Origin of the sequence: Corynebacterium sp. TAE3-ERU16, assembly GCF_019209935.1 — a bacterium.
GTDB lineage: Bacteria > Actinomycetota > Actinomycetes > Mycobacteriales > Mycobacteriaceae > Corynebacterium > Corynebacterium antarcticum.
Map to the genome: position 1 here is coordinate 19,761 of NZ_JAHUTN010000005.1, position 25,208 is coordinate 44,968.

The following is a 25,208-nucleotide window of genomic DNA, read 5'->3' on the forward strand; positions in this document are numbered from 1 at the left end:
AGGTCCTCAGATTCGATCGGTGGTGCGGAGAGACCCGCGGGGAATGCGTAGCGAGGGAAACCCCGTCTCGTACCGGTTGAGAGGGGTCCGATCATCCCGGGAGTGCTGTCCGGGGCCCCGGGGTCCCCGGCTTCGACTGGGGGACTGTGCCGGTATCTCTGTGTTGGCTGCGACAACGTTAGCAGGCGTCCGGTGGCCCCTCGGGCTGGGGATCGGTGTGGTTCAGTCCGTTGTGCCCCCTGCCACGGCCCACCCCGGGGGCGATGGCCCGGGCGGGCGCAGGTGGCGGTAGGTGAGGGAGCTGCGCGTGGGCCTCAAATTGTCCATGCCATCCACCCCTCCATGTTGTGTTTCTGTCCGATTTCTCCCGTTCTCGTGTGGGAAATGTGGGAACCCACAGCGGTGTGCGGTTGTGGGTGGTATCTTCGGAACCACTGAAGCAATAGTGAGGACAGGGACTGAATTATGGAAAATGTGACACAGGACACTAAGGGTTCCGTACTTCACGGAACCGCGGTCGTACCCGGAATCCGCTACGCCAAGGCGGTGTGGATCAAGCCGCGTCCCAAGCTCCCGCAGGCCGGGGCACAGGTCGACGAGGCCCAGCGCGACGCCGAGTACGAGCGCTTCGTGGCCGCCGCCGACACAGTGGCTGAGCGGCTCTCCTCGCGGGGCGAGCGTGCGGTCGGGGCCGCGAGTGAAGTGCTCAACGCGACGGCGGGCCTGGTCCGCGACCGCGGCTGGCGCAAGGCGGTGAAGAAGAACACCGCCGCCGGGCACCCAGCGGACTACGCTGTGGTCGCCGCGACCACGAAGTTCATCTCGATGTTCGAGGCCGCCGGCGGAATCATGGCGGAGCGTGTCACCGACCTGCGGGACATCCGGGACCGGACAATCGCCGAGATCCGCGGGGAGGACGAGCCCGGACTTCCCGAGGTCGACGGCGAGGTCGTGCTGTTCGCGGATGACCTTTCCCCCGCTGACACGGCCGCATTGGACACCACCCAGTTCACGGCTCTCGTCACCGAACTCGGTGGCCCGACGAGCCACACGGCCATCATCGCCCGTCAGCTGAATGTCCCGTGCATCGTCGCCGTCGGCGCCGATGTGAACAAGATCCCGGCCGGTGAGATGGTCCTGGTCGACGGCGGCGAGGGGAGCATCGAGATCGGTGCAGATCCCTCTGATGCGCAGCGCCAGGTAGCGGAATCCAAGGCTCTCGCCGAGAAGGTGGCGCTCTGGCGTGGCCCGGCGCAGACCAGTGACGGACACCGGGTCCAGCTGCTCGCCAACGTCCAGGACGGTAAGGCCGCTACGACCGCCGCGGGGACGCAAGCCGAGGGAATCGGCCTGTTCCGCACCGAGATGTGCTTCCTGTCCGCGACCTCCGAGCCCTCCGTCGAGGAGCAGGCCAAGGTCTACACCAAGGTTCTTGAGGCGTTCCCGGACTCCAAGGTCGTCGTGCGTTCCCTGGACGCCGGATCGGACAAGCCGGTCGCCTTCGCCACCCTCGCGGATGAGATGAATCCGGCACTCGGTGTGCGCGGGCTGCGTATCGCCCGGGCCAACGAGGGACTGCTGATCAGGCAGCTCGACGCCATCGCGAAGGCGGCCGAGGACCTGGGTCGCGGAGAAGACACCCCGACCTGGGTCATGGCACCCATGGTCGCCACCGCACGGGAAGCCAAGTGGTTCGCAGGGCTCTGCGCCGAACGTGGCCTGACCGCCGGTGCGATGATCGAGGTTCCCGCCGCGGCCCTCATGGCCGACAAGATCATGCCGCACCTCGACTTCGTCTCGATCGGGACGAACGACCTCACCCAGTACGCCATGGCGGCCGACCGGATGTCGCCGCAACTCGCCTACCTCACCGATCCGTGGCAGCCCGCGGTGCTCCGTCTCATCAAGATGACCTGTGATCAGGGGCGGAAGACCGGTACCCCTGTCGGTGTCTGTGGTGAGGCAGCCGCTGATCCGCTGCTCGCCTGCGTGCTGACGGGTCTCGGGGTGAACTCCCTCTCTGCGGCATCGACGGCATTGGCCGCGGTCGGGGCGCAGCTGGCCGAGGTCGATCTCGACACCTGTGTCCGTGCCGCCGAAGCAGCGCTCGACGCGGAGGGTGCTATCGCCGCCCGGGAGGCGGTCCGGGAGATCATCCCGCTGCCCCAGGCGTAGGAGGTTATCCCACCCGCATGAGCGAACGGGGCCCGGAACCAGCGAAGGTTCCGGGCCCCGTTTCCCTGTTTTTCACGGGTTCAGACGGGGAAGGATCAGTATCGTAGATCGGTGCAACTGACGGCTTCGGGATGGACCAGATCCGGGGTGGGCAGTGCGCCGTCCCGGAGAGGGGCATCGGCGGTGGCGTAGGCGAGTGCACCGGACAACCGTTCCTCCCGACTTCCGGAACCGTCACCCATGAGGTGGCCGGCGAGGAGAACATCCCTGAACCGGTCCGGACCCGATCCTGAACTCGACGTCGACCGGGCGACTATGCCCGATCCCTCGCTGAAGACCACCGCGGTATCCGGCGGACAACTGACGAGGACCTCGGACACACCCGCCCCCAGCAGGTTGCGGATGGCGCGCATGACCGATGACGCGTCGCCGGATCTGAGGTCGGACTCGAGAGTTGATGCGTCCGTGTCGGGGAGGAGATCGGCGATGTCACCGGTTGTGAGTGCCAGCAGGGACGGAGTGATCGCGGAAAGCTGCCGGACCACCGCGCGTAGGGGGCCACCGGAGGTGGCGACCGCGACCCTGACATCCGGATGGTAGAGGGAGAGTGCCCTGATGACCTCGACGTACCAACCGTTGGGGGCGACATCGGGGAGCGGACCTCCCAGCACAACCCAGGTCGCGTCCTCGGCTTTCGTGACCGCCAGATCGCGGAGCTGTGCGAGTTGAACCGGGTCCAGTGGCATCGGGGGGTCGAGGAACTGCGTGGCCTCGCCGGTGCTGTCCGTGACGAGGAACCTCGTCTGGATCGGGCCGGCGACGGGTATGTAGTCGTGCGGGAGCCCCAAAAGACCGATCATCCGGAGGTACTGACTGATCTCGGGTGCCGGAAAGATGGCGAGTGTCCTGGTCCCCGCGAGGTACGCGAGCCGGGACACCGTGACCCCGCACCCCGCCGGGAAGGTTTCTACCTGCCCCAGACGGAGAACGGTCCCACCGGTGAGTGGGGTGTCGATCGCGCCGGACCGTTCGAGTACCGGGGTCGGGGTCACCGTGAGGATCATTGCGCTATCACGACCTCGATGTTGCGCTCACGGAGGGCATCGACGAAGGACTGGGGTGCCGCGGAGTCGGTGACCACGACGTCGATGTCGTCGACACTGGCGAAGCTGACCATGTAGTCGCAGCCCATCTTGGTGGCGTCGCAGAGTACGACGACCTTTCTCGCGTTGATGATCATCGACCGCTTGACGGCGGCTTCCTGACTGTCCGCGGTGGACAATCCGTGGTCGAGAGTCAGGGCGTTGGTTCCGATGAACGCGACGTCCGCGCGCATGAGGGCCAGTGTCCGTAGTGCCGTGTCCCCCACGACCGCCTGCGTGATGGACCGGACGGAGCCACCCAGCAGCTGAACCTCATCCAATCCCGCCGAAGCCATCTTGAGGGCGATGGGCAGGCAGTTCGTCACGATGGACCAGCGGGGGCCCATCGGATGCGCCGCAATGAGATCGGCCAGTGCCGCGAGGGTTGTGCCGGCGTCCAGGAACATTCCGCCCTGCGGGTCCGGAAGATAGTCGACCGCCGCGCGGGCGATCGCGGATTTGGCCGATGAAGCGCTCTTCGCCCTCACGTCGACCGCCAGCTCCGCGGTCTGGAAGTTCTGACTGGCGACCGCACCACCGTGAACCCTGTGTACGGTACCCTCGCTGTCGAGTACCGCGAGATCACGCCGGATGGTCTCGGCGGTCACCTCAAAACGCTCGGCGAGTTCGGTGACATTGACGCGGCCCTCCACGGCGGTCAGTGACGCGATCTGCCTGCGGCGTTCCTCTGCGTACATGGGTCCTCCTCGGTACACGGCAGGAACCAGTCGTGGCGGGGACAACGGTCCACCTCCTGAAACAACGGCTTGATGAACCGTACGTCGTGGGGGAACCGTGGTTGCCCCAGGTGCGACGCAGGGAAAGGATCATCGACCGCCGGTGCCTCGGCCTGCTTTTCCAGTTAACTGTTCCAGTGTCCCACAAAAGCGAAACAAACGGGCGGAAAGGGGCGCCCACAGGAGACTAAAACCACAAACCCACAGGCGCACTACAGGTCCCTGTCCAGAGGATTGCGCCGTCATCACGTTGATAAAGGCTGTTCAACGGGTATTAGTGGGGTTCCGCTGGAGGATCCGGTGTTCGGACGTGCGTTACCTGAGAAACAGACAGTGACCCCCCGATAGTGTGTGGATGCCGGGGTGTACAGCTCCGGTGGCGGCGTCAGAGTTTGCGTATCACGGAGACGACCTTTCCCATGATCTCGGCGTTCTCACCGTTGATCGGGGAAAAAGCGTCATTGCGGGGGAGCAGCCAGGCGCCGGATGCGTCGCGGTGGAACTCCTTGACTGTGGCTTCACCGTCGATCATCGCCGCGACGAACTCACCCTGCTCGGCGACCGGCTGACTCCTGATGATGACCCAGTCTCCGTCGAGGATCGCGGCGTCGCGCATCGATTCGCCCACGACCTCCAGCATGAACAACTCACCGTCACCGACGAACTCCGTCGGGAGCGGGTAGTACTCCTGGACATTCTGTTCGGCGAGAATCGGACTTCCCGCGGCGATCGCCCCCAGTGCCGGGATCATGCTCGTCTGGGCCTGATCGGCCTCATCCGGTTGCGCGGGCCTCTTCCCCCGACGAGGGGCCGGTTCAGGCATGTTCCTCACGTCCACCGCACGGGGCTTGTTCGGGTCCCGGCGCAGGAATCCCTTCTTCTCCAGTTCCTTCAACTGGTAGGCCACCGAGGAGGTGGACTGGAGGCCCGCGGCGTCACCGATCTCCCTGATGCTCGGCGGATAGCCCCGGAGGACAACCGCGTCCCGGATGACCTCCAGGATCCGGCGTTGTCTCGGGGACAGTTCGGAGGGATCGTGCTTGTTCGCGTTCGCCATCGGGGTCTCCTGAGCGTCGTCGTTTGTTCTGGGATGTGTGTTCTGGGGTGTGATCGTGACGGATGGTCGGGCGCAACCTGGCTCGGTGCCGTCGATTCCGGGCCGTGAGTCGTCGGGTGCTCGTCGGATGCGTCCTGCCTGTGGTACGACCGTCGTTCGGGTGGGGACTGTCGGCGTTCGAAAAACCGGGTGGAGCGGCAGGGATGAAGCATTCCACCACATATATTCTTGTTCGATCCTAACACGGGTGTTCGAAGATTTCAGCCGCACTCTGGACAATGTCCGGCGGGAGTGTTATAAATCGAACATACGAACGAGTTCGAACATGTGGGCGATAGACGTGTTCGAGGAGTCCGGTGTCCGAGGTAGTCTTCAGCCACATGACGAAGGAACAGAAAATGACGATCACGAACAACAACGTATCAGCACTTCAGGATGGTTTCCGGCGCCATGCCGCGGTCGTTCCCGCGGCATCGGTGTGGAACGGTCACTGTCGGCCCGTGTCGCCGGGAGGCGGGGCCGGTGTTCGAAAGATGGGGGCCGTGTGTAGAACACCCGGGCCAATTTCACCCGGATCCGGTCATGCCCGCGTCGAAGATTCTGACTGGGCCACCGGGCGCCACGCACGCCGCGGCGCGGCACTGCGTACGTACGTCGCCGGGGCCCTCATCGGCGGCGCATTGTTCGCCGGTTTCTTCATCGCCGCGCCCGCAGACGACGCGCCTGTCGGCCAGGGGGAGAACTACACGACGAGTTCGGTGGCCCTGTCAGGTAGTCCGGGTGGGGTTCCTCGGTGAACTCCCACCCGATTAGGATGGATTCCCCGAGGTCCGGTCCCGGACCGCCCGACCAGACGAGGATGAATCCGTGCACTGCCCCTTCTGTCACCAGTCAACCTCAAGGGTGATCGACTCCCGTACCGTCGACGGTGGCTCGGCGGTACGTCGTCGGAGAGAGTGCAGTAGCTGTCACGGACGCTTCACGACTGTGGAGAAGGCCGTGCTCATGGTGGTCAAACGCAATGGCGTCTCCGAGCCTTTCAGCCGGGAGAAGGTCATCACCGGAGTCCGACGGGCCTGTCAGGGCAGGGATGTCTCGGATGACGCGCTCAAGCGGCTCGCACAGCAGGTCGAGGAGACCGTTCGTCAGCACGGAAGCTCGCAGGTGCCCGCGAACACGATCGGTCTGGCCATTCTGAAGCCGTTGCGGGAACTCGATGAGGTCGCCTATCTGCGCTTCGCCTCCGTCTACAAGTCCTTCGAATCAGCGGCTGACTTCGAGTCGGAGATACGCCTGATGCGACGTCGTTCCCGGGAACCATAGCCGGGCCCGGGTTCACCGGAGCGCGTCGACCGCTTTCTGGATCCGTTTCAGGCTCACGGGCCGGGGTGTTCCCAGACGCTGCGCGAAGAGGCTCACGCGGAGTTCCTCGATCATCCACCGGATCTCCTTCACCTCTCCGGTCTTGGAACGACCCGCGGGCAGCTTACGTAGCCTCTCCTCGAGGTAGTCCCGCGCGGCCCGCACCGTCTCCTGGTTGTCCGCGTCCCTGTCCGGATCGTGTTCCATGGAATCCAGCCGGATCACCATGGCCTCCAGATACCGCGGGAGGTGCCTGAGGTGGTTGACGCCGTGAACCGAGACGGCGTGCTCCGGCAGCAGGAACTCCAGCTGACCGCGCATGTCCTCGATGGCATCGCCGGTCCACAGGGACAGCTCCTCCGCCACGCGGTGGTAGTCCACGAGACCGGGTGCCAGTGCCGTCACCGTCCGGCGTACCCGCGGAGGCACCTCCGGTTTGATGCGGGCGACGAGCTCGCGGAAGGCCTCCGGAGTGCGTACCGGACCCCCGGCCTCGATGAGAGCGTCCCGGATCGCGGCGATCCGGGCGTCATTGACCAGCCCCTCGCCACCGCCGTGCGGGTAGTTCTCGACCGCCACGCGCTGCTTGAGGGGGAGACCATTCAGCATCTGCTTCGTCGGGACCTCTATCTCGCGCATGAGGAGGGTGAGTGTCGCGGTCAGCATCGAGGAGTCGGCCGACTGTTTCGTCGGCATGACCCGTACGGCGACACCTTCCGGTGTCGCCACCAGCGCGGGATACGCCGTGACCTCCTGTCCGTCGACCCGGGTCAGAACCTCTGTCTCGATGTCCCCGATCTTCTCCCTGTCCCACTTCTTCGCCGTGGCCCGCTGAAGACCTCTGCTGACACGGTTGACGGAGGCGTTGATCTGTTCGACGTTGCGCTTCTTCAGGGCACCCAGGTTCCGGTCGCGGTCGACGACCGCTCCGCGCTTGTCCACGGCCGCGAAGCTGATCCGGAGATGGTCGGGGAGATTCCGCGGCCGGAAGTCCGTGTCATCGATGCCGGTCCCGCCGAGACCGCGCAGTGCGTCGGCGAGTTGACCGCAGATCGTCCCGGAGTACGGACGCAGCAGCGGAAGTGCGCGTTCGGCGAAGTCCGGGGCCGGTACCACCGATCGGCGCAGTGCCTTCGGCAGGGTCCGGATGAGCTCGGTCACCAGCTCCTGACGCAACCCGGGGACCAACCAGTCGAATCCCTCGTCGGACACTCCCGCGAGTAGGGGAATCGGGATCCGGACGGTGACCCCGTCGTCATCGGCGCCGGGCTCGAAGTGGTACGTCAGCGAGTAATCCAGGCTGCCCTGCCGCCAGAGGTCCGGGAACGCCTCCTCGTCGATGCCGTGCCTTCCCTCGTTGATGAGGGCATCGGGATCGAAGCTGAGGAGTTCCGGGTCGCTCCGGTGGGTCTTCTTCCACCAGGAATCGAAGGTCCGGCCGGTGGTGACGGTCTCCGGTATCCGGGAATCGTAGAAATCGAAGAGCGTGTCCTCGTCGACGACGATGTCGCGGCGACGCGCCTTGTCCTCCAGCCCCGCGGCATCCTCGAGCATCGCGCGATTCTCGTGGAAGAAACTGTGGTGGGTCGTCCAGTCACCTTCGATGAGCGCGTGCCGGATGAACATGTCCCGGGCTGCCGTCGGATCAACCCGGTGGTACGGCACGGTCCGGTCCGCGATGATGGTGACCCCGTAGAGCGTCGATTTCTGGTGTGCCATCGCCGCCGTCCGCTTGGCCGACCAGAAGGGGTCCGAATAGGAGTGACGCAAAAGATGCGGCGCGATCCGCTCGACCGCCTCGGGCTCGATACTCGCCACATCACGCGCCCACAACCGCGAGGTCTCGACGAGCTCCGCGGCCATGACGAACTGCGGCGGTTTCCTGGCGAGGGCTGAACCCGGGAACACCATGAACTTGGTTCCGCGGGCGCCCTGGAACTCCCGGGAGTCGCCGATCTTCATCCCGATGTGTGACAGGAGACCGGAGAGCAACGCGGTGTGGACGGAACGGGGATCGGTCTTCGTGGCGACGTCTTCGTTCGCCGACCAGCCGAGCTGTTTAGCCACACCCCGCAGCTGCCTGACCAGATCGAACCATTCACGGATCCGGACGTAGTGGAGGAACTCCTTCTTCATCCGTTTCCGGAACGCGTTTCCGCTCATCTCGTCACGGGTGTCGTGGAGGTACCCCCACAGCTTGAGGTAGCCGAGGAAGTCGGAGGTGGTGTCCTTGAACCGGGCGTGTGCCTGATCCGCCTGTGCCTGATGGTCGAGGGGTCGTTCCCGGACGTCCTGGATCGTGAGTGCCGCGACGATGACGACGACCTCGTGCAGGCAGCCGAGCTTCTCCGCCTCGACGAGCATGCGGGCCATGCGTGGATCGACCGGAATGCGGGCGAGTTGCCGGCCCACCGGAGTGAGCTCGGGCGCACCGTTGTCCTCGCCCTCGGCGAGCGCTCCGAGCTCGTGGAGGAGGAGAAGTCCGTCGCGGACCGACCTGTCGTCGGGTGCCTGGATGAATGGGAAGTCGGCGATGTCACCGAGCCTCAGGGATGCCATCTGCAGGATCACACTCGCCAGGTTCGTCCGGAGGATCTCCGGATCCGTGAACTCCGGTCGGGTGGTGAAGTCCTCCTCCGAGTAGAGGCGGATGGCGACGCCGTCCGCGACGCGTCCACAGCGGCCGGACCGTTGGTTGGCTGAGGCCTGCGAGATCGGTTCGATGGGAAGACGCTGGACCTTGGTCCGGACGGAGTACCGCGATATCCGGGCCAGACCGGTGTCGACGACATAGTGGATACCGGGGACGGTCAGCGAGGTCTCGGCGATGTTGGTGGCGAGGACGATCCTGCGGCCCCGGTGGCTCGAGAACACGCGATGCTGTTCGGCGTTGGAGAGCCGTCCGAACAGGGGGGTGACCTCCACACCACGCCACCGGCGCCCCTCGATGGCCTCCATCGCGTCCCGGATGTCACTCTCCCCGGCGAAGAAACAGAGGATGTCACCGGGGCCGATGGCCATGAGCTCCTCGATGGCCTCGAGGAGACCGTCGAGCGGATCCCGGTCGACGGTCCTGCCGTCCACCTCGAACTCGAGGGGCCGGTAGCGGACCTCGACAGGGAAGGTGCGTCCCGACACCTCGATGATCGGGGCCGGGTTACCGTCGGAGTCGTGGAAGTGCTCCGCGAAAGCCTCGGGGTCGATGGTCGCGGAGGTGACGATGACCTTGAGATCCGGACGTCGGGGGAGCAGCTGTTTGAGATACCCGAGGAGGAAGTCGATGTTGAGGCTGCGCTCGTGGGCCTCGTCGATGATGATCGTGTCGTAGGCGTTGAGATCCCGGTCCCGTTGCATCTCGGCGAGAAGTATGCCGTCCGTCATGAGCTTGACCGACGTCGATGCCGAGACGCGGTCGTCGAAACGGATGGCGTAGCCGACGGACTCACCGACGTGTTGGCCGAGCTCGTCGGCGATCCGCTCCGCCACGGTCCTCGCGGCCAGGCGCCGCGGCTGCGTGTGCCCGATGAGCCCACGACGTCCCCGCCCCAGCTCGAGGCAGATCTTCGGGATCTGGGTGGTCTTGCCGGACCCGGTCTCCCCGGCGATGATCACGACCTGATTGTCTCTGATCGTCTCCGCGATGTCCCCGCGCCGTGCGGTCACCGGAAGCTGTTCCGGGAAGGTGATCGCGGGAACCGCGGCCTGGCGGGTCGCCAGTTTAACCCGGGCGGTGTCGATGTCGTGCGCGATGGCCGTCAGCGCCTTGGGGGAGCGTGCCTTGCGGAGCCGTCGACGGAGGGCCCTTTCGTCGGCGATCGTCACGCCGTCGAGCCTGTCGATGAGGTCCTTCCTCGACGGGGGAGCGGAGTGGGGGCTGGAGTCAGTCTGTGTCATCACTAGGAGTTCATCTTAACCGGGTGGGGTCTGCGGGCGTCGCCGCCGCGGGGCAACCTTCAGTCGGCTTTCGTCGATCGGGGGAGTGAGGTGCCGTTGAGCCCGGACACGGTCTCCGCGTATGCGGCTCGGATGAGCTCACCGAGCTGCTGGAACTCCTCCCGACGTGCTGAAGATGCGCGGTAGGCGAGTCCTATCGTCCGTTGTGCGTCGACGCCCGGGGCGAAACGCGCGACGGCGAGACCCGGGCGGTCGCACTCCGAGGGGATCGCACTGACCGGAACCAGCGTCGTACCCAGTCCACCGGCCACACACTGCATCACCGTCGCCAGGCTCGCGGCGCGGGTCGTCGCTTTCCCGGGTCCGGAGGGGGCGGGGGAGAAGTCCTGGCTCTGGCAGAGGTCGATGATCTGGTCCCGCAGGCAGTGGCCGTCGTCGAGGAGCAGAAGGTTGAGCTGCTCGAGCTCCGGGAGGGTGACGTCCTCCCGCCCGGCCATCGGCGAGGTGTCCGGCACGACGACCGCGAACTCCTCCTCGTAGAGGGGCATGGTGGTCAGTCCGGTGCCGGACACGGGAAGCGCCACGACGGCGCAGTCGATCTGGCCGTCCCGGAGCTGCTCCAGCAGGTGTCTGGTCTGGTCCTCGATGATGCACGGTTGGAGATCGGGCAGATCCGAGGCCGTTCTGTGGAGCATGGTCGGCAGGATGTACGGGGCGACGGTCGGGATCATTCCCAGGGCCAGAGGTCCGGTGAGGCTCCCACAGGCCCCCCGGGCCATGGCGAGGAACGTCTCGGCGGCGTCGAGCGTCGCCTTGGCCGAGGGGAGCAGCTCCTCGCCGGTGGGAGTGACGATGACGCGTCTTGTGGAACGTTCTATCAGCTGCACCCCCAGACCGGTCTCGAGGGCCACCAGGGCCTGGGACAGACTCGGCTGGGAGATGGACAGCTTCGCCGCAGCCGTCCCGAAGTGGCGGTTCTCGGCGATGGTGACGAAGGTTCGCAGCTGGGCGAGTGTCGGACGGTACTCTTTATTGCTCATGCCTATTACTATATAACACACCCTAAAGTTAAACCTTTTGACGTCACCGTCGGTTGTAGGCATACTCGGAAGTGTCCGACGGCGGCGCCACGGGGCCGCGGTCCGGACACGACGAACGAACAGACAATCTCCACAACGACCACCATCAGGAGGCACGACATGGCACTGCTCACCATCGGCGACAGGTTCCCGGAGTTCTCGCTCACCGCACTCAAGGGCGGTTCGCTCCACGACGTGAAGGCCAACCAGCCCGACGACTACTTCGAGACGGTCACCAACGACTCCTACGAGGGCAAGTGGAAGGTGTTCTTCTTCTACCCGAAGGACTTCACCTTCGTCTGCCCCACCGAGATCGCCGCCTTCGGCAAGCTGGACGAGGAGTTCCAGGACCGCGACACCCAGATTCTCGGCGGCTCCGGCGACAACGAGTTCTCCCACTTCAACTGGCGGGCGACCCACCCCGAGCTGAAGACCGTTCCGTTCCCGATGTTCGCCGACATCCGCCACGACCTGATGCGCGCACTCGGTGTCGAGAACGCCGACGGTGTCGCCGACCGCGCGACCTTCATCGTCGATCCCGACGGCATCATCCAGTTCGTCTCGGTCACCCCGGACGCCGTCGGGCGTAACGTCGACGAGGTCCTCCGCGTCCTTGACGCACTCCAGTCCGAAGAGGTCTGCGCCTGCAACTGGCAGAAGAACGATCCCACGAAGAACATCGACAAGATGGAAGTCCTGAAGGAGGAACTCAAGTAAATGTCGATCGATAACCTGAAGTCGGGACTCCCCGAGTACGCCAAGGACCTGAAGCTCAACCTGAGCAGCCTCGCCCGCAGCACCGAGCTCAGCGAGCAGCAGCTCTGGGGCACCTTCCTCGCCTGCGCCGCGGCCACCCGCAACGACACCGTCTTCTCCGAGATCTCCGAGGAAGCCTCGGGCCACCTCCCGGATGAGGCTGTGGAGGCCGCACTCGGTGCCGCGTCCATCATGGCGATGAACAACGTCGCCTACCGCGCCAAGGACTTCCTCGGCGATGACTACACCCAGGTCAAGATGGGCCTGCGGATGAACATCATCGGCAAGCCCGGTGTCGACAAGGTCGATTTCGAGCTGTGGTCCCTGGCTGTCTCCACGATCAACGGCTGCCCGGACTGCACCATGGCCCACGACAAGACCGTCCGCGGCGAGGGACTCACCAAGGAGCAGGTCTTCGAGGCGGTCAAGATCGCCGCGACGATCTCCGGTGTCGCGCAGGCGGTTCAGATCGAGGCCGCACGCTGACGTTCCGCCAGCTGATTCCGGTCGGCCGGAACCGCGCCTGAAACCCCTCTCTCCTCTCGGTCCCCGAGGGCGTGGGAGGGGTTTTGCCGTGTCCGCACTTCCGGGGCAGGTGGCCGGGGATCGGGTATTCCCCGCGCGGGGGTACCGGTCGACAAAACGGGAGTATTCTGAAGCGAATCAACTACTGTTGTTTTGCATGTCTATCAATGTTGTCGCAGTCGATGACCACGATGTCGCTCTGGTGGGTATCCGGAGTGTGCTGGAGGGGTCGGAGGTGTGCAACCTCGTCGGCGGGTTCTCCGACGTCGATGCTCTCGCGGAGTTCCTCGACGGGCCCGGGGCGCCGAAGGTGGACCTCGCCCTCCTGGACCTTCGGCTGGGGGATGACTCGGACCCGTACGTCAACGTCACCCGCCTTCGCGAACTCGGACTCAGGGTCCTGGTGTTCTCCGCGATGGAGAGCCCCTTCTACATGCGTCGGGCGTTGTTGGCCGATGTCAACGGCATGGTGCAGAAATCCGTGGACGTGTCCGAGCTCATCGGTGCGATCAGGACCGCCGCGGCCGGGAACACCTACGCCACCAGCGACTGGGCGTCGCTGATCGACTCGGATCCACTCGCTGAGGCGATCGACCTCACCGAACGGCAGCAGGAGATTCTCGTCCTCTACGCGAGTGGCATGACTGCGGATTCCGTGGCCCGGGCCACCGGTCTGAAAGATCCCACGGTCCAGGACCACCTGAACCGTATCCGGCGGAAATACGTCGACGCGGGACGCCGGGCGAACACGAAGGTCGAGCTCTACCGCCGCGCCCAGCAGGACGGCTACATTCGCGGACCACTGGACCACTGACGCCGTCCATGCAGCAACCGTCCTCCGACAGCACGACACGGATCTCCCGGAGTGCCGCTCCGCCGCCGGTCCGGTATCCGGACGACGAATCCTCTGCGGGGCGCGGGGCGCTCTTCTCCCCCGCGCCCGCTCGTGGCGGGGGCGGGATCCCCGAGGACCTGCTCGCCCGTCTCGCCCGCCACCGGGACGCGGAGGTGTCCGTCCTGCGGATAACCGCTCTGGTGACCGGTATCTCACTGCTGCTGCATCTGGTGTCCTCGTACACGACCCACTCCACGACCGCTTCCGGGGGTGGCGACGGTGATCCGGTCGTCGCGGTGGCGTTCGCGACCCTGGTGGGCTGCGCCCTGCTCCAGCTGATGGCCTGCTTCTCCGCTCGGGCGGCCGTCTACCGGTTCGCCATGGCGTTCGGCGGAGGAACCTACCTGTTGATGCTGGCCGTCGACGTGACCCTGTTCTTCTCCCGGGGTGAATCACGGCTCGGGCCCGTGCACCTGGGGGACTACTGCGCGATTCCGGCGGTCATGGTGGCGGCGGCCATCGGCCCCCCGCTGGGACTCATCCTCGCCTTCGCCATGACCGCGGTGGCGGCGATCGCCAACAACCAGGCCATCACGCCCGTTTCCCAGCTGTTGTCCGTCGGACACGGGTTGATCGTTCCCCTGCCCTTCTTCATCGCCTTCACCATGGGGCTCAGCGCGGCCCGGCGTCTGGATGCCCGGATCAGCCGCGCGCACCGGGAGATCCTGTGCGAGATCCGTTCCCGGGAACTGCGGGAGACCGAGGCACGGTTCCTCGCCCACATCCACGACACGGTGCTCACACTCCTGCGTGCGGTCGCATCCGGTGGCATTCCCCCGGACAAGGATCTCATCCTGTCCCATCTGACCCCGTCCGAGGTACCGACCCCGGACACCGGGATACCGGTGGCCGATGCCGTACGGATGGTGCGTGAGGTTGTGGCTGACGCTGCACCGGGCACGAGGGTCATCGTGACCGGGAAACCGGCACCCGCCGGAGTGGGACCACCGGGGCAGGTGGTCACGGCCATCTGTGGTGCGATCGGCGAAGCCGCCCTGAACTCCATCCGTCACGCGCGGACCGATGACCGGCGCTGCGTGATCAGCTGGACGACAGGCAGGGGTGAACTCACCGGATTCCGGGTGCAGTTCACCGACGGCGGAATCGGTTTCGATCCCGCTTCCGTTCCGGAGAACCGCGCCGGCGTCAGGGTGTCCATCACCGGGCGTGTCGCCGCGACCCCCGGATGCTCGGTCGACGTCCGTTCCAGGCCGGGATCGGGTACCCGGGTCACGCTCAGTTGGCGACGCCCGGCGGACCCGGGGAACCGGGAGGATGCCGCTCTACCGTCGCTGTACCGGTTGACCGGTATGTACATCACCCACAGTCCGTGGTTCGCCCTCGCGGCAGTCACGGTACTCACCGGTGTCTCACTCGTCGATGAGGACTGCACCCACGGCCTGGCGTGGGGTATCGGGATAGCCGCGCTGGCCGTGTCGGTGTTCGCGGTGACCTCCGGGACGACCGAGAGACTGGGACGCCGATCCACCGCGATCGTCGTCGTCTCCGTTGTGGTGATGATCGTCGCGGGCGCACTGACCGGCACCATGTCGACCGACGCGTGGCCCGCCGGATGGTGGATGTACGCCACGCAGGTTTCACTACCGCTGTTGGCGATCAGGTGTCGGGCCGTGGTGGCTCTGGCCACGACCTTCGTGTGCGCCGCGCTCGTCCGTGTCCTGGTGCTGGCCGGTGTCGACGTTCAGGGGGCGGACACGGGGATCCTCATGTTCGCGGCCACGACCATCACCGGGGCGTTGGTGCCGTTCCTCGTCCGGCGGGCGACCGCGGGATTCCCGGTCGCGGTCGAGGCGACCCGGATTCGGAGCGCGGGACTCTCCCGGGTCACCACCCGGTCCAGCTTTCTCGGGGAGAGCTGTGGATGGGTCGGTGACCTCGTTCGCGCCATCCTGGACGATGCACGCCCGGAGGCCGCCAGGCGGAGGGACGCGAAGCTCCTCGAGCTACGGCTCCGGGACGCGATCAGATCTCCCCTGCTCGATCGTCCGCGGGTTAACAGGGCCGTCTGGGAGGCGAGATCGAGAGGGGTACGGGTCGTGCTCCTCGACGAGCGGTCGGAATCGTCCGCTCTCCGGGGCGTCTCAGGTGGGGACCCTGATCCGGAGTCCACCGCGCTCACTGGGGTTCGTTCGGCCGCGGCCGGGATCATCGACGCCGCCGTGGACGGACAGGTCACGGTCCGGCTGCTGCCGGAGGGGAGGTCGAATATCGCGACGGTGGTCTCGGAGGTCCGTGGCGAGGTCCACTACGTCACGTTCGACCACGCGGGGCGCGCCGTCACACGTCACATGCGGTCGGAGGACTAGTTGTGCTCGAGAGTGAGCTCCGCGAAGCGGACCTCACCGGCGGTGTCCGAGGCATCCAGGTCGACGGTCGCGACGAATGCGAACGCGTTGTCGCCCTCGGGATCCTTGAGGATCTGCCGTACCTTCCACAGCCGGCCCTCCTGCGCCAACCGGAAGAACTCGGGTCCACGGGCCGCTGGACCGGTGTCCATGTCCGCGTACTCCTCGAAGTAGGCGTCCATACCCGCCCCGAAGTCCGGCGGGGCATCGAGATACCCCGTGAACTCCGCGAGCTGATCCTCCTTCTCGAAGGCGAACAGCTCCACCAGCCGGAACATGGCGTTACGCACCATGATCGTGAAGGCCCGACGGTTCGCGGTGAGCGCGGTCGGGTCCTCGACACCGTATGCCAGCTCCCGCTCGAGGGTCTCCTTCGACACCGGGGCATCCGGGTCCGCCAGCTGCGCCCACTCGTCGACGAGTGACGAGTCGACCTGCCGGATCATCTCGCCGAGCCAGACGATGATGTCCTCCAGCTCCTCCGGTGTGTGCTCCGGTGGAACGGACTGCCGGAGCGTGCGCCACGCATCCGTCAGGTAACGCAGTACGACACCTTCACTCCGGGCGAGACCGTAGGTGGCGATCACGTCGGAGAAGGTCATGCCGTGCTCGATCATGTCGCGGACCACCGACTTCGGCCGCAGCTCGAACTCCCTGACCCAGGGGTGGCCCTCCGCGTAGGACTCGTAGCCCGTCTCGAGCAGTTCCTCGAGGGGTTTGGGCCAGGTGATGTCCTCGACGATGGCCATCCGCTCCGTGTAGTCCACGCCCTCGGATTTCAGGGCCGCGATCTCCTCACCGCGTTCGGCGCGCTGCTGTGCCACCAGGAGCTGGCGGGGGTTGTCGAGGATCGCCTCGAAGACACTGATGATGTCGAGGACGTAGGTGTCGGATTCGGGGTCGAGCAGATCGAGTGCGGCCAGGGCGAACGGGGCCAGCGGCTGGTTGAGCGCGAAGTCCCGCTGGAGATCCTCGGTCAGGTGCCAGTGACGCCCGGTGGGATCCGGCCCGTCGGGTATCCGCTCGACGATTCCCGCGGAGACCAGGCCGCGGAACAGCTCGATCGCGGTCAGGATGTCCCTGTTCTGTTTCCGGCGGGTGTCGTGGTTGTCCCGCAGCAGGTGGCGCATGTGCGCGAATCCGTCGCCCGGGCGTGCGATGACGTTGAGCAGCATCGAGGTGGAGATCCGGAACTGACTGCTCAGCGCCTCCGGCTCCGCGGTGGTCAGACGCTGGTACGTCTTCTCCGTCCAGCTCACCTCCCCCGGACGGGCCGCCTTCTTGCGCAGTTTCTTGAGCTTCCTGGGGTCACTTCCGGCCCGTTCGCGGAGGCGGTAGTTCTCTATCTCGTGCTCCGGGGCCTCGACGACGACGTGGCCGACCGTGTCGTATCCGGCGCGTCCCGCGCGCCCGGCGATCTGGTGGAACTCCCGGGACTTGATCATCCGCTGGTTCGTCCCGTCGAACTTCGACAGTCCGGTGAGCAGGACGGTCCGGATCGGCACGTTGATTCCCACTCCCAGGGTGTCGGTCCCGCAGATAACCTTGAGGAGACCGGTCTGCGAGAGCTTCTCCACGAGACGCCGGTACTTCGGCAGCATGCCGGCGTGGTGGACGCCGATACCCTTGCGGAGCAGCTTCGACAGCGTGCGTCCGAACGTGGTGGTGAAGCGGAAGTCCCCGATCTCGGCCACGATCCGCTCCTTGGTCTCCTTGTCGATGATGGACATCGACGTCAGGGCCTGCGCACGCTCGATGGCCTCGCGCTGGGCGAAATGGACGACGTAGACGGGTGCCTTGTTCTCCTCGATGAGTGCCTCGATGGTCTCGTGGACCGGCGTGTACACATAGGAGAAGTCCAGTGGGACGGGGCGCTCGCTGCCCGACACCAGTTCGGTGTCCCGGCCGGTACGTCGGCTCAGGTCCTCCTCGAGCCAGGTGGTGTCGCCGAGTGTCGCGGACATCAGGAGGAACTGGGCGCGCGGAAGCTCGAGCAGCGGCACCTGCCACGCCCAGCCGCGGTCCGGCTCCGAGTAGTAGTGGAACTCGTCCATGATCACCTGGTCGATGTCGGCGTCGGCGCCGTCGCGCAGCGCTATGTTGGCGACGATCTCCGCCGTCGCGCAGATGATCGGGGCGCCGCCGTTGACGGTGGCGTCGCCGGTCATCATGCCCACGGACTCGGGACCGAAGATGTCGCAGAGGGCGAAGAACTTCTCGCTCACCAGCGCCTTGATCGGCGCGGTGTAGAAAGTCCGTTGTCCGCGGGCGAGGGCGATGAAGTGCGCGGCTGTCGCCACCAGGGATTTGCCTGAGCCGGTGGGGGTGGCCAGGATGACGTTGTTGCCGGCCAGGATCCCGAGCGCCGCCTCCTCCTGCGCCGGATACAGCTGTATCCCCTTCTCCCCGGCCCATCCGGTGAAGGAATCCCAGACGCAGTCGTCGATGAGGGAGTCGGGGACATCGGTCAGGTCGGGGAGAATCTGGGTCAGGGTCACGTTCTCCAGCGTAACCGGCGGGCCCGGACCGACGCCATCTGCTGTACCGGTCAGGGATTCCGGTCGTCGGGGCCCGGTGCCGGATCGCCGTCGGCCCCGGGGGAGTCCGACTCTCCGTCCCCGGGATCTCCCGGGTTGTCGACGGAGGCGAGGAACCTCTCGAACTCCTCGGCGAGGGCATCCGGGTCGGTGGCCTCCGTCTCACCGGGGAGGAGAGCTTCGGGATTGTCCTCCCGGTAGGACTCGAGTTCCTCGTCGTAGCTCTGCTCGAGGGACCGGACCATGGCCGCGATCTCGCCGGAATCGTCGACCTGGTCGCGGAGCAGGGTCATCATCTTCGCCGAGTCCCGTTCGAGGCTCCCCAGCGGGAGTGAAAGGGAGCCGGCGGTCTCGACCGCACGCAGGAGTTTCAGGGTCGCCTCGGGGTAGTTGGATGCGGCGATGTAGTGGGGGACGTGAGCGGTGAATCCCGCGACCGAGCGCCCCCGGGAACCCAGCGTGTACTCGAGTTGAAGGGACGCGGAACCGGGTAACGTCATGTTGCTGTTCACCCGGAAGTGCCTGCGGGTTATCTCATCGGATGTGCCGTGTGCGGTGACGAGCAGTGGCCTGGTGTGCGGAACCGTCATCGGCGCCGAGTAGAGGCAGATCGTCCGGCTGACGTTGAACCGCTCGGAGAGATCGATGACGGCGTCGGTGAATGCGTTCCACCGCATGTCGGGCTCCGGTCCGGCGAGCAACAGGAACGGATGGCCCGCCGAATCCCGCATCGCGTAGAGACCGAGGGTGAGGTCATCCATGTCGACGACCTCGTGATCAGTGATCCGGACGGCGGGACGGCGCGACCGGTAGTCGATCAGTTCGTCGTTGTTGAACGCTGCGACGGGACTGTTCTCCAGGGAACTGAGGAGGTGGCTCGCCGAGGAATCCACGGCATGTCCCGCGTCCGCGTAGCCCTGGAGCGCGACCACGAGAGTGGTGCCGTTCTTGGGTTTCATCTCGGGCGCGGGGTACTCCAGCTCATACATGCGGCGACTGTTGTCCTGCATGTGCGTTCCTCCTTCGTACGTCTGTTGCGCTCGCTCTCCGGCTCCGGGGACCGCCCGGGGACACCCATATCCGTCAACAACAGCAGGAGGGTGAATATTCCGGGGGGAATTACCCCTATGTCGTTCGGCCCGGGCCGACGGGGGTCGGTGGTCGTCCCCGCGCCGGGAATCAGCGCCGGGAATCAGCCGGATGATGGAGGCTGACCCACAAGGATACACCGTTCAGCTCAACATCTGCCACGATCATCACCATGACCGGTGGATGATCCGTCGACCGGATCCGTTGTGTGCGTCGGGGTCCGCCGCAGGGACCCCGGTTCCCGTGGCCTGGGCCACGGTGTGGGCCATGACGGAAACACTCTCCCTTCCCGCCGACCTGATCGCGAGTATTCCCGTATTCCTCGGCTTCTACCCGACCGAATCTCTGGTGATGGTGGCCCTCGACCCCGGGGACACGGGTGCGGGGCGATCCCGGATCGGGCCCGCCACCCGGGCGGACCTCTCCGACGGTGATGCGGTGGCGGGTACCCTCGGTGCCCTCGCCGATGTCGGTGTCACGGACGCATTCGCGTTCTTCGTCGGAGAAGGCCGGGCCGGGGAGATCCCCGACAGCGGCACCGTGACCGAGCTGCACCGGGGAGCGGCTGACCGGGGTATCCGCCTCCTCGGCGCCTGGTGGGTTCCACAGATCATCTCGGGGGCGCCCTACCGGATCCTCGCCGACTCCGCGGGAGGTGACCCGGGCTCGACGGGACACGGCGAAGTGGAGCGGTGGCGGTACGGTGTCATCCCGGACATCGCCACCGCGGCGGCGATGCGTGAGCTGGTGTCGTCCGGAGGGGTACTGCCCGAGCTCACCAGGCGGGAAGCCCTGGACTTCTTCGCGCGGAGCTCCTCCGTTCTCTCGGAGGACAGGGTCCGGCGCATCACTGAGAACGCTGAATCCCCGGGGCCGGAGGTCGTGGAACGACTGAACCCGGGTGCGGGTGAGAGCGTTCCCGGGGAGCGTCTGGACAGTTACGTGTCGTGCCTGGTCGGGGAGAGCCGTCGTCTGCTGGAGTCCGGGGGAAACCCGGCGTCCGACCCCGGTCTTCTCTCCGGTGCCGCCGGACTCGTGGCGCACGGACGGATCAGGGACCTCGTTCTGGGGTACGCCGTCGACACGGCGGATGCGGAGCCGTTGGCGGATCTGATGCTCGTCGTGGCCCGGACGTTCAGCGGGGAGATCCGGTGCAATGCCCTCTGCGTCTACGCGGTCGCGTTGCTCGCCCTAGGCCGGACCACCCGGGTCTGGCCCGCCCTGAGGAGCTCCTACGACGAGAACCCGGACCACCGGTTGACCGGGTTACTGCTCTCCGCGTACGGGCGCGGCCGCTTCGATCTCATACTCGAGTGCTGCCGGTGAACCGCCGACGGTCCGGCGGAATCAGCCCAGGCGTTCCAGGCGGACGGCGTGAGCGAGATCCTGGTCGACGGTGACGCTGTTGCCGTTCCGGGTGAGGGTGACGGTCCCGTCGACGTTGCTGACCTCGACCTCTGCACCGATGGTCATACCGGCATCGATGAGGGCCTTCAGCTGCGCAACATCGACCTGGAGGATCTCGTTGTACTGCAGGACACGGCACCTCAGGTTCTCGTCATGGGGGAGATCGACGGCGCGTTCCCCGATCTTGACCTGATCCGCATCCCCGATCCCGAGCTCCGAGAGACCCGGAATCGGGTTCCCGAACGGGCTCGAACAGACATCGTCGAGCACCTCGACGAGACGTTGCTCAACCTCGACGCTCATGACGTGTTCCCAGCGGCATGCCTCGGCGTGCACCTTGAGGATGTCGAGCCCGATCTTGTCGGCGAGAAGACGCTCCGCGAGCCGGTGCTTCCGCATGACGGCGATGGCCGTCGACCGGCCGGCGTCCGTCATCTTGAGACTCCGGTCGGAGGCGACGTTGACCAGGCCATCGCGTTCCATGCGTGCCACCGTCTGGCTGACCGTGGGGCCGGATTGTTCGAGACGCTCCGCGATGCGGGCGCGCAGCGGGACGACGCCTTCCTCCTCCAACTCGTAGATGGTGCGGAGATACATCTCGGTGGTGTCGACCAGATCCTTCACGGGGATAACGCCTTTCCTCAGTTTTTGTGCGCTCGAAAAAATATGGTTGTGTTCGCGTTCACTTCGTCGAGCACCGGTAATCCGGCGGGCCGGCCAACACCCGGAGTGACCCGGACGCCACTGCCGCCGCATAGGAAGCAACGGGAGAAGAGCGAATCTTGTTCCCGTGGAACTCCGGGTTCACCCCCGTTCCACCCCGGGTGTACCGGGTTCACCGGAAGCTGGGACGGAAAAAGGTGGGGCTTTCCCGGTACAGAGCGGGGAAGCGGAGGGGGTTGAGGTCCTGACCGCCGGACTGTAGCCGTTACCGAACAAGCGTACCGTTTCAACGGCTGAAGCGATTCAAACACGCGGAGAATCCTCGGTGGCGGGACACGACACCTCGGAAAATCAGTTCGCGTAGGCGCGGAGCTTGTCCGCACGTTCACCGTCGCGGAGCTTGCTCATCACCTCGCGTTCGATCTGACGGACCCGCTCCCGGGACAACCCGAAGCGCCTACCGATCTGATCGAGGGTACGTGGCACACCGTCATCGAGTCCGTAGCGGAGACGGATCACCTCCTGCTCGCGGACCTCGAGGGACGCGAGCACGGCGCGCACGTCCGAGTGTCTGAGGGAGGCGACCACGGCGGCCTCCGCGTCTGTGGCGTCGGAGTCCTCGATGAAATCCCCGAGCGGGGCCTCCTCGTCGGCCCCCACCGGCATGTCCAGGCTCACCGGATCCCGGGACTGGCGCAGCAGCATCTCGATCTTCGATTCGTCGATTCCGCTCTCCTCGGCGAGCTCCTCGTTCGTGGCCTCACGACCGAGGCTCTGATACAGCTCCCGTTTGATCCGGGAGAGCTTGTTGACCTGTTCGACCAGATGAACGGGGAGACGGATGGTACGCGACTGGTCCGCCATGCCGCGTGTGATGGCCTGGCGGATCCACCAGGTCGCGTAGGTGGAGAACTTGAAACCCTTGGTGTAGTCGAACTTCTCCATCGCACGGATCAGTCCGAGGTTGCCCTCCTGGATGAGATCGAGCAGGGGCATTCCCCGGCCCGTGTAGCGCTTCGCCAGGCTGACCACCAGCCGCAGGTTCGCCTCCAGCAGATGAGATCGGGCCTGCTTTCCCTGCTTCGACAGGACCTTCAGGTCCCGTTTCATCGCCCGGGTCAGCTTCTTGTCGGGATCCGCGAGGAGATGGTCGGCGTACAGACCGATCTCGATCGTCTGGGCCAGATGAACCTCGTCCTCGGCGGTGAGCAGTGCCGTCTTGCCGATACCGTTCAGGTAGACGCGGACCAGATCAGCTGACGGATTGTCATTGGTCTGGCCCCGGCGTGACCCCCGGTCCGGCTCCTCGACTTCGATGCCCTGCTGGGACGTGGTCGTCATACTGGCCTCCTGCTTTCATCGGGTTGTCAATCCGTTAAACGGGTGACGCTACGGGAAAGTTCCCGGGGAGGTACCGCCGTCCATCTCCGCAGGTCGACCGCGGAGACCGCCGGTTTCAGCAGTCGACGAGAACGGTGAATGGTCCCTCGTTGACGGAGGAGACCCGCATCATCGCCCCGAACCGGCCCTCGGCGACGCTGATCCCGCGGGCACGGAGGCCTTCCGCGATGGCGGCGATCACCGGTTCTGCCTCGGCACCGGGGGCGGCGTCGGACCAACTCGGCCGGCGCCCCTTCGCGGTGCGCCCCTGGAGCGTGAACTGGCTGACGAGGAGGACCGGAGCACCGACCGACTCCACGGATTCCTCGTCCGGCAGGATCCGCAGCTCGGCGATCTTCCGCACCATGGTCTCCACCCGGGAAGGATCCTCGCCGTCGCCGCGGGCCACGCCGACGAGGGCGAGCAGTCCGCAGGTGTCCGGGCAGTTGATCTCACCCACCACCTCATCGTCGACGGTGACGCTGGCACGGGAAACTCGGGTCAGAACAGCTTTCAAGGAATCCTCCTTCGAACTACCGGGGCACCTCGTGTGCCCCGTCGTCGCTGACGGTGATGTCCGCGGGCAACACGATACCGTGACGGATGAGATCCACGACCGCGGCGGTGGCCTCGGGGAGAACCAGCGAGAGATCCAGTCCCCGTGCGGCGCAGTAGAGCTCCACCGTTTCCGCGAGGCTGAGTCCCTCCGGGTGGAGCCCGGAGAGGATCGCCAGCAGGTGCCCGTCTATGTCGTGGCTGAAACGTGGTCCCTCGGTCCGGCTGACGCGGAGGGCCGCCGGCCGGAAGCCCTGACACGCTTCTTCGTCGGTGGTGCGGACATCCTCCACGGCGACGCCGGGCCGTACCAGGAACCGGGCGTCCGCCACCTCGTAGGCTGTCCTGCCGCGGAGCCACGCGGAGCGGGTGAAGAACTCGGACACCTCTTCGTCCAGTCCTGAGGTGTCGTTGATCCGGAAGTCCTCCGCGGTGACCTCGGAGGGCAGGTCGTCGTCGATCCGCTGGAGGGCTACGAACCCGAACCCGATGCCGGTCACGCCGTTGTCCGCGAAGTGGTCCAGCCACTCGACCGTCCTGCGCGACCCCTCCGGAGACCGGGGATCGACGGAGCCGTCCCGCAGCCAGGTGCCGACGTACAGCTCCGGATCCGCGACGTCCCGCTGGAGGATCCACGCGGCCACACCGGTGTCCGGGATCCATGACGCCACGCGCTGGGTCCAGGAGCTTTCAGCGGTGTGCACCCACGAGGCCAGCAGATGCGCGGTACCACCGGGTGTCAGGTGCTCCACAGCACCTGACACGACGAGCTGACTCGCGGCATCCAGGTCGAGACCGGAGTCCCGGTAGACGAATCCCCCACCGGGGCTGACCACGAACGGCGGGTTCGCGATGATCCGGTCGAAACGCATCCCGGACACCGGTTCAAACCACGATCCGCGGCGCAGATCCACCATCGCCACACCGCCGCCGCTGGCCTCGGTGCGGCTCACCCGTCGTCCCTCCCGGGTCACCGGGACCCCGGTGCCCGCGAGAGTCGCCTCCGCGAAGTCGAGGGCACGATCGTGGATGTCGGTCGCGGTCATCCGCTGCGCGCAGTTCAGCTGCCCGAGCAACTGGATCCCGCACCCCGTTCCGAGGTCGAGAACGCTGTCCACCGGGGTGGTCGGTGTCGCCTGCAGGAGAGAGAGTGAGGCCGCACCGACACCCGGGACGTGGTCCGGGTCGGGGCTCCGGTCGCTCACCGCCGGATCCGGGTCAGCGAAGACCCACCGGTCGGAGCCATCGACGGACCGGGGGCGGACGTCGACCGATACCCGGACCCTGTCGGATCCGGGTTCATGCTCCAACACCCCGGCGTCATCGAGGAGCCCCACCGTCCTCGTGCCGAGAAGCTCGGCGAGTTCCCGGAGCCCGGTCGGCCGACGGAGCAGGAACACCCGGATGAGTTCGGTCCGACCGGGGTCGCCCGGTCCGTCCGTCGCCCGCAGCACCGCCGCGGACTCGCCCCGGAACAGGGCGGCGGACGCGGCCGCGCCCAGCTGGGTCGAAACCCCGCGCTCGGTGAAACCATGTTCCCCGAAGACCCGGACGAGGTGGGGTACAGCTGCGGAAAGGGCGTCGGGCAA

The 25,208-nt window shown here is 66.1% G+C and carries 19 protein-coding genes; 8 read left to right on the forward strand and 11 right to left on the reverse strand.

From position 1 onward, the window contains the following. Positions 1 to 465 precede the first annotated feature (465 nt). Positions 466 to 2,175 (forward strand): phosphoenolpyruvate--protein phosphotransferase, encoded by a 1,710-nt coding sequence (gene ptsP, locus KRX55_RS06440; protein WP_218406954.1) that lies wholly within the window; start codon positions 466 to 468, stop codon positions 2,173 to 2,175. 95 nt (positions 2,176 to 2,270) lie between these two features. On the opposite strand, the gene KRX55_RS06445 is transcribed toward ptsP, so the two are convergent. From KRX55_RS06445 to lexA, 3 genes are all read right to left on the reverse strand, one after another. Then, positions 2,271 to 3,239, reverse strand: coding sequence for a 1-phosphofructokinase family hexose kinase (locus KRX55_RS06445; protein WP_218406955.1), 969 nt, complete (start codon positions 3,237 to 3,239; stop codon positions 2,271 to 2,273). Further along, positions 3,236 to 4,015: a DeoR/GlpR family DNA-binding transcription regulator gene (locus KRX55_RS06450; protein WP_218406956.1), complete on the reverse strand. Its 780-nt coding sequence runs from the start codon at positions 4,013 to 4,015 to the stop codon at positions 3,236 to 3,238. The genes KRX55_RS06445 and KRX55_RS06450 overlap by 4 nt, the downstream gene beginning before the upstream one ends. 424 nt (positions 4,016 to 4,439) lie before the next feature. Continuing rightward, entirely contained in the window at positions 4,440 to 5,111 is a 672-nt protein-coding gene (gene lexA / locus KRX55_RS06455) for a transcriptional repressor LexA (protein ID WP_218406957.1), read from the reverse strand. Positions 5,112 to 5,491: 380 nt separating this feature from the next. Between lexA and KRX55_RS06460 the strand changes: the two genes are divergently transcribed. Both KRX55_RS06460 and nrdR read left to right on the forward strand, forming a co-directional pair. Further along, positions 5,492 to 5,908 (forward strand): hypothetical protein, encoded by a 417-nt coding sequence (locus KRX55_RS06460; protein WP_218406958.1) that lies wholly within the window; start codon positions 5,492 to 5,494, stop codon positions 5,906 to 5,908. A gap of 70 nt (positions 5,909 to 5,978) precedes the next feature. Continuing rightward, a complete protein-coding gene (nrdR, locus tag KRX55_RS06465) occupies positions 5,979 to 6,434 on the forward strand; it encodes a transcriptional regulator NrdR (RefSeq protein ID WP_200257217.1) in 456 nt (151 codons plus the stop codon). Positions 6,435 to 6,446: 12 nt separating this feature from the next. Here the strand turns inward: nrdR and hrpA are convergent, their stop codons facing one another. Both hrpA and KRX55_RS06475 read right to left on the reverse strand, forming a co-directional pair. Next, positions 6,447 to 10,367: an ATP-dependent RNA helicase HrpA gene (gene hrpA, locus KRX55_RS06470; RefSeq protein ID WP_218406959.1), complete on the reverse strand. Its 3,921-nt coding sequence runs from the start codon at positions 10,365 to 10,367 to the stop codon at positions 6,447 to 6,449. Positions 10,368 to 10,426: 59 nt separating this feature from the next. Beyond that, on the reverse strand, positions 10,427 to 11,407 hold the full coding sequence (locus KRX55_RS06475; protein WP_218406960.1) for a hydrogen peroxide-inducible genes activator: 981 nt from the start codon (positions 11,405 to 11,407) through the stop codon (positions 10,427 to 10,429). A 159-nt stretch (positions 11,408 to 11,566) separates the two neighbouring features. On the opposite strand from KRX55_RS06475, the gene KRX55_RS06480 reads away from it, so the two are divergent. From KRX55_RS06480 to KRX55_RS06495, 4 genes are all read left to right on the forward strand, one after another. Then, positions 11,567 to 12,163 carry a peroxiredoxin gene (locus tag KRX55_RS06480; protein ID WP_218406961.1) on the forward strand — a complete coding sequence of 199 codons (597 nt, stop codon included), beginning with the start codon at positions 11,567 to 11,569 and terminating at the stop codon, positions 12,161 to 12,163. Continuing rightward, positions 12,164 to 12,688, forward strand: a complete 525-nt coding sequence (locus KRX55_RS06485) for a carboxymuconolactone decarboxylase family protein (protein ID WP_218406962.1) — start codon at positions 12,164 to 12,166, stop codon at positions 12,686 to 12,688. It abuts the gene before it with no gap. Between the two features lie 196 nt (positions 12,689 to 12,884). Further along, the gene (locus KRX55_RS06490; RefSeq protein WP_218406963.1) at positions 12,885 to 13,541 is read left to right on the forward strand and encodes a response regulator transcription factor; all 657 of its coding nucleotides are present in this window, start codon (positions 12,885 to 12,887) and stop codon (positions 13,539 to 13,541) included. Positions 13,542 to 13,549: 8 nt separating this feature from the next. Further along, positions 13,550 to 15,949: a hypothetical protein gene (locus tag KRX55_RS06495; RefSeq protein ID WP_218406964.1), complete on the forward strand. Its 2,400-nt coding sequence runs from the start codon at positions 13,550 to 13,552 to the stop codon at positions 15,947 to 15,949. Here KRX55_RS06495 and KRX55_RS06500 read toward each other — a convergent pair. Together KRX55_RS06500 and KRX55_RS06505 are read right to left on the reverse strand one after the other, a co-directional pair. After that, complete coding sequence (locus tag KRX55_RS06500; RefSeq protein WP_218406965.1) at positions 15,946 to 18,486, reverse strand: DEAD/DEAH box helicase; 2,541 nt, start codon at positions 18,484 to 18,486, stop codon at positions 15,946 to 15,948. The genes KRX55_RS06495 and KRX55_RS06500 overlap by 4 nt on opposite strands. A gap of 50 nt (positions 18,487 to 18,536) precedes the next feature. Beyond that, complete coding sequence (locus tag KRX55_RS06505; RefSeq protein WP_218406966.1) at positions 18,537 to 19,535, reverse strand: PAC2 family protein; 999 nt, start codon at positions 19,533 to 19,535, stop codon at positions 18,537 to 18,539. A 346-nt stretch (positions 19,536 to 19,881) separates the two neighbouring features. On the opposite strand from KRX55_RS06505, the gene KRX55_RS06510 reads away from it, so the two are divergent. After that, complete coding sequence (locus tag KRX55_RS06510; protein ID WP_218406967.1) at positions 19,882 to 20,940, forward strand: DUF4192 domain-containing protein; 1,059 nt, start codon at positions 19,882 to 19,884, stop codon at positions 20,938 to 20,940. Positions 20,941 to 20,961: 21 nt separating this feature from the next. Here KRX55_RS06510 and KRX55_RS06515 read toward each other — a convergent pair whose 3' ends face one another. From KRX55_RS06515 to KRX55_RS06530, 4 genes are all read right to left on the reverse strand, one after another. Beyond that, entirely contained in the window at positions 20,962 to 21,645 is a 684-nt protein-coding gene (locus tag KRX55_RS06515) for a metal-dependent transcriptional regulator (protein WP_218406968.1), read from the reverse strand. Positions 21,646 to 22,035: 390 nt separating this feature from the next. Beyond that, on the reverse strand, positions 22,036 to 23,025 hold the full coding sequence (locus KRX55_RS06520) for a sigma-70 family RNA polymerase sigma factor (RefSeq protein ID WP_234034463.1): 990 nt from the start codon (positions 23,023 to 23,025) through the stop codon (positions 22,036 to 22,038). A 115-nt stretch (positions 23,026 to 23,140) separates the two neighbouring features. Next, positions 23,141 to 23,581, reverse strand: coding sequence for a D-aminoacyl-tRNA deacylase (gene dtd / locus KRX55_RS06525; protein ID WP_218406969.1), 441 nt, complete (start codon positions 23,579 to 23,581; stop codon positions 23,141 to 23,143). A gap of 16 nt (positions 23,582 to 23,597) precedes the next feature. Beyond that, positions 23,598 to 25,208 carry a DUF7782 domain-containing protein gene (locus tag KRX55_RS06530; protein WP_218406970.1) on the reverse strand — a complete coding sequence of 537 codons (1,611 nt, stop codon included), beginning with the start codon at positions 25,206 to 25,208 and terminating at the stop codon, positions 23,598 to 23,600.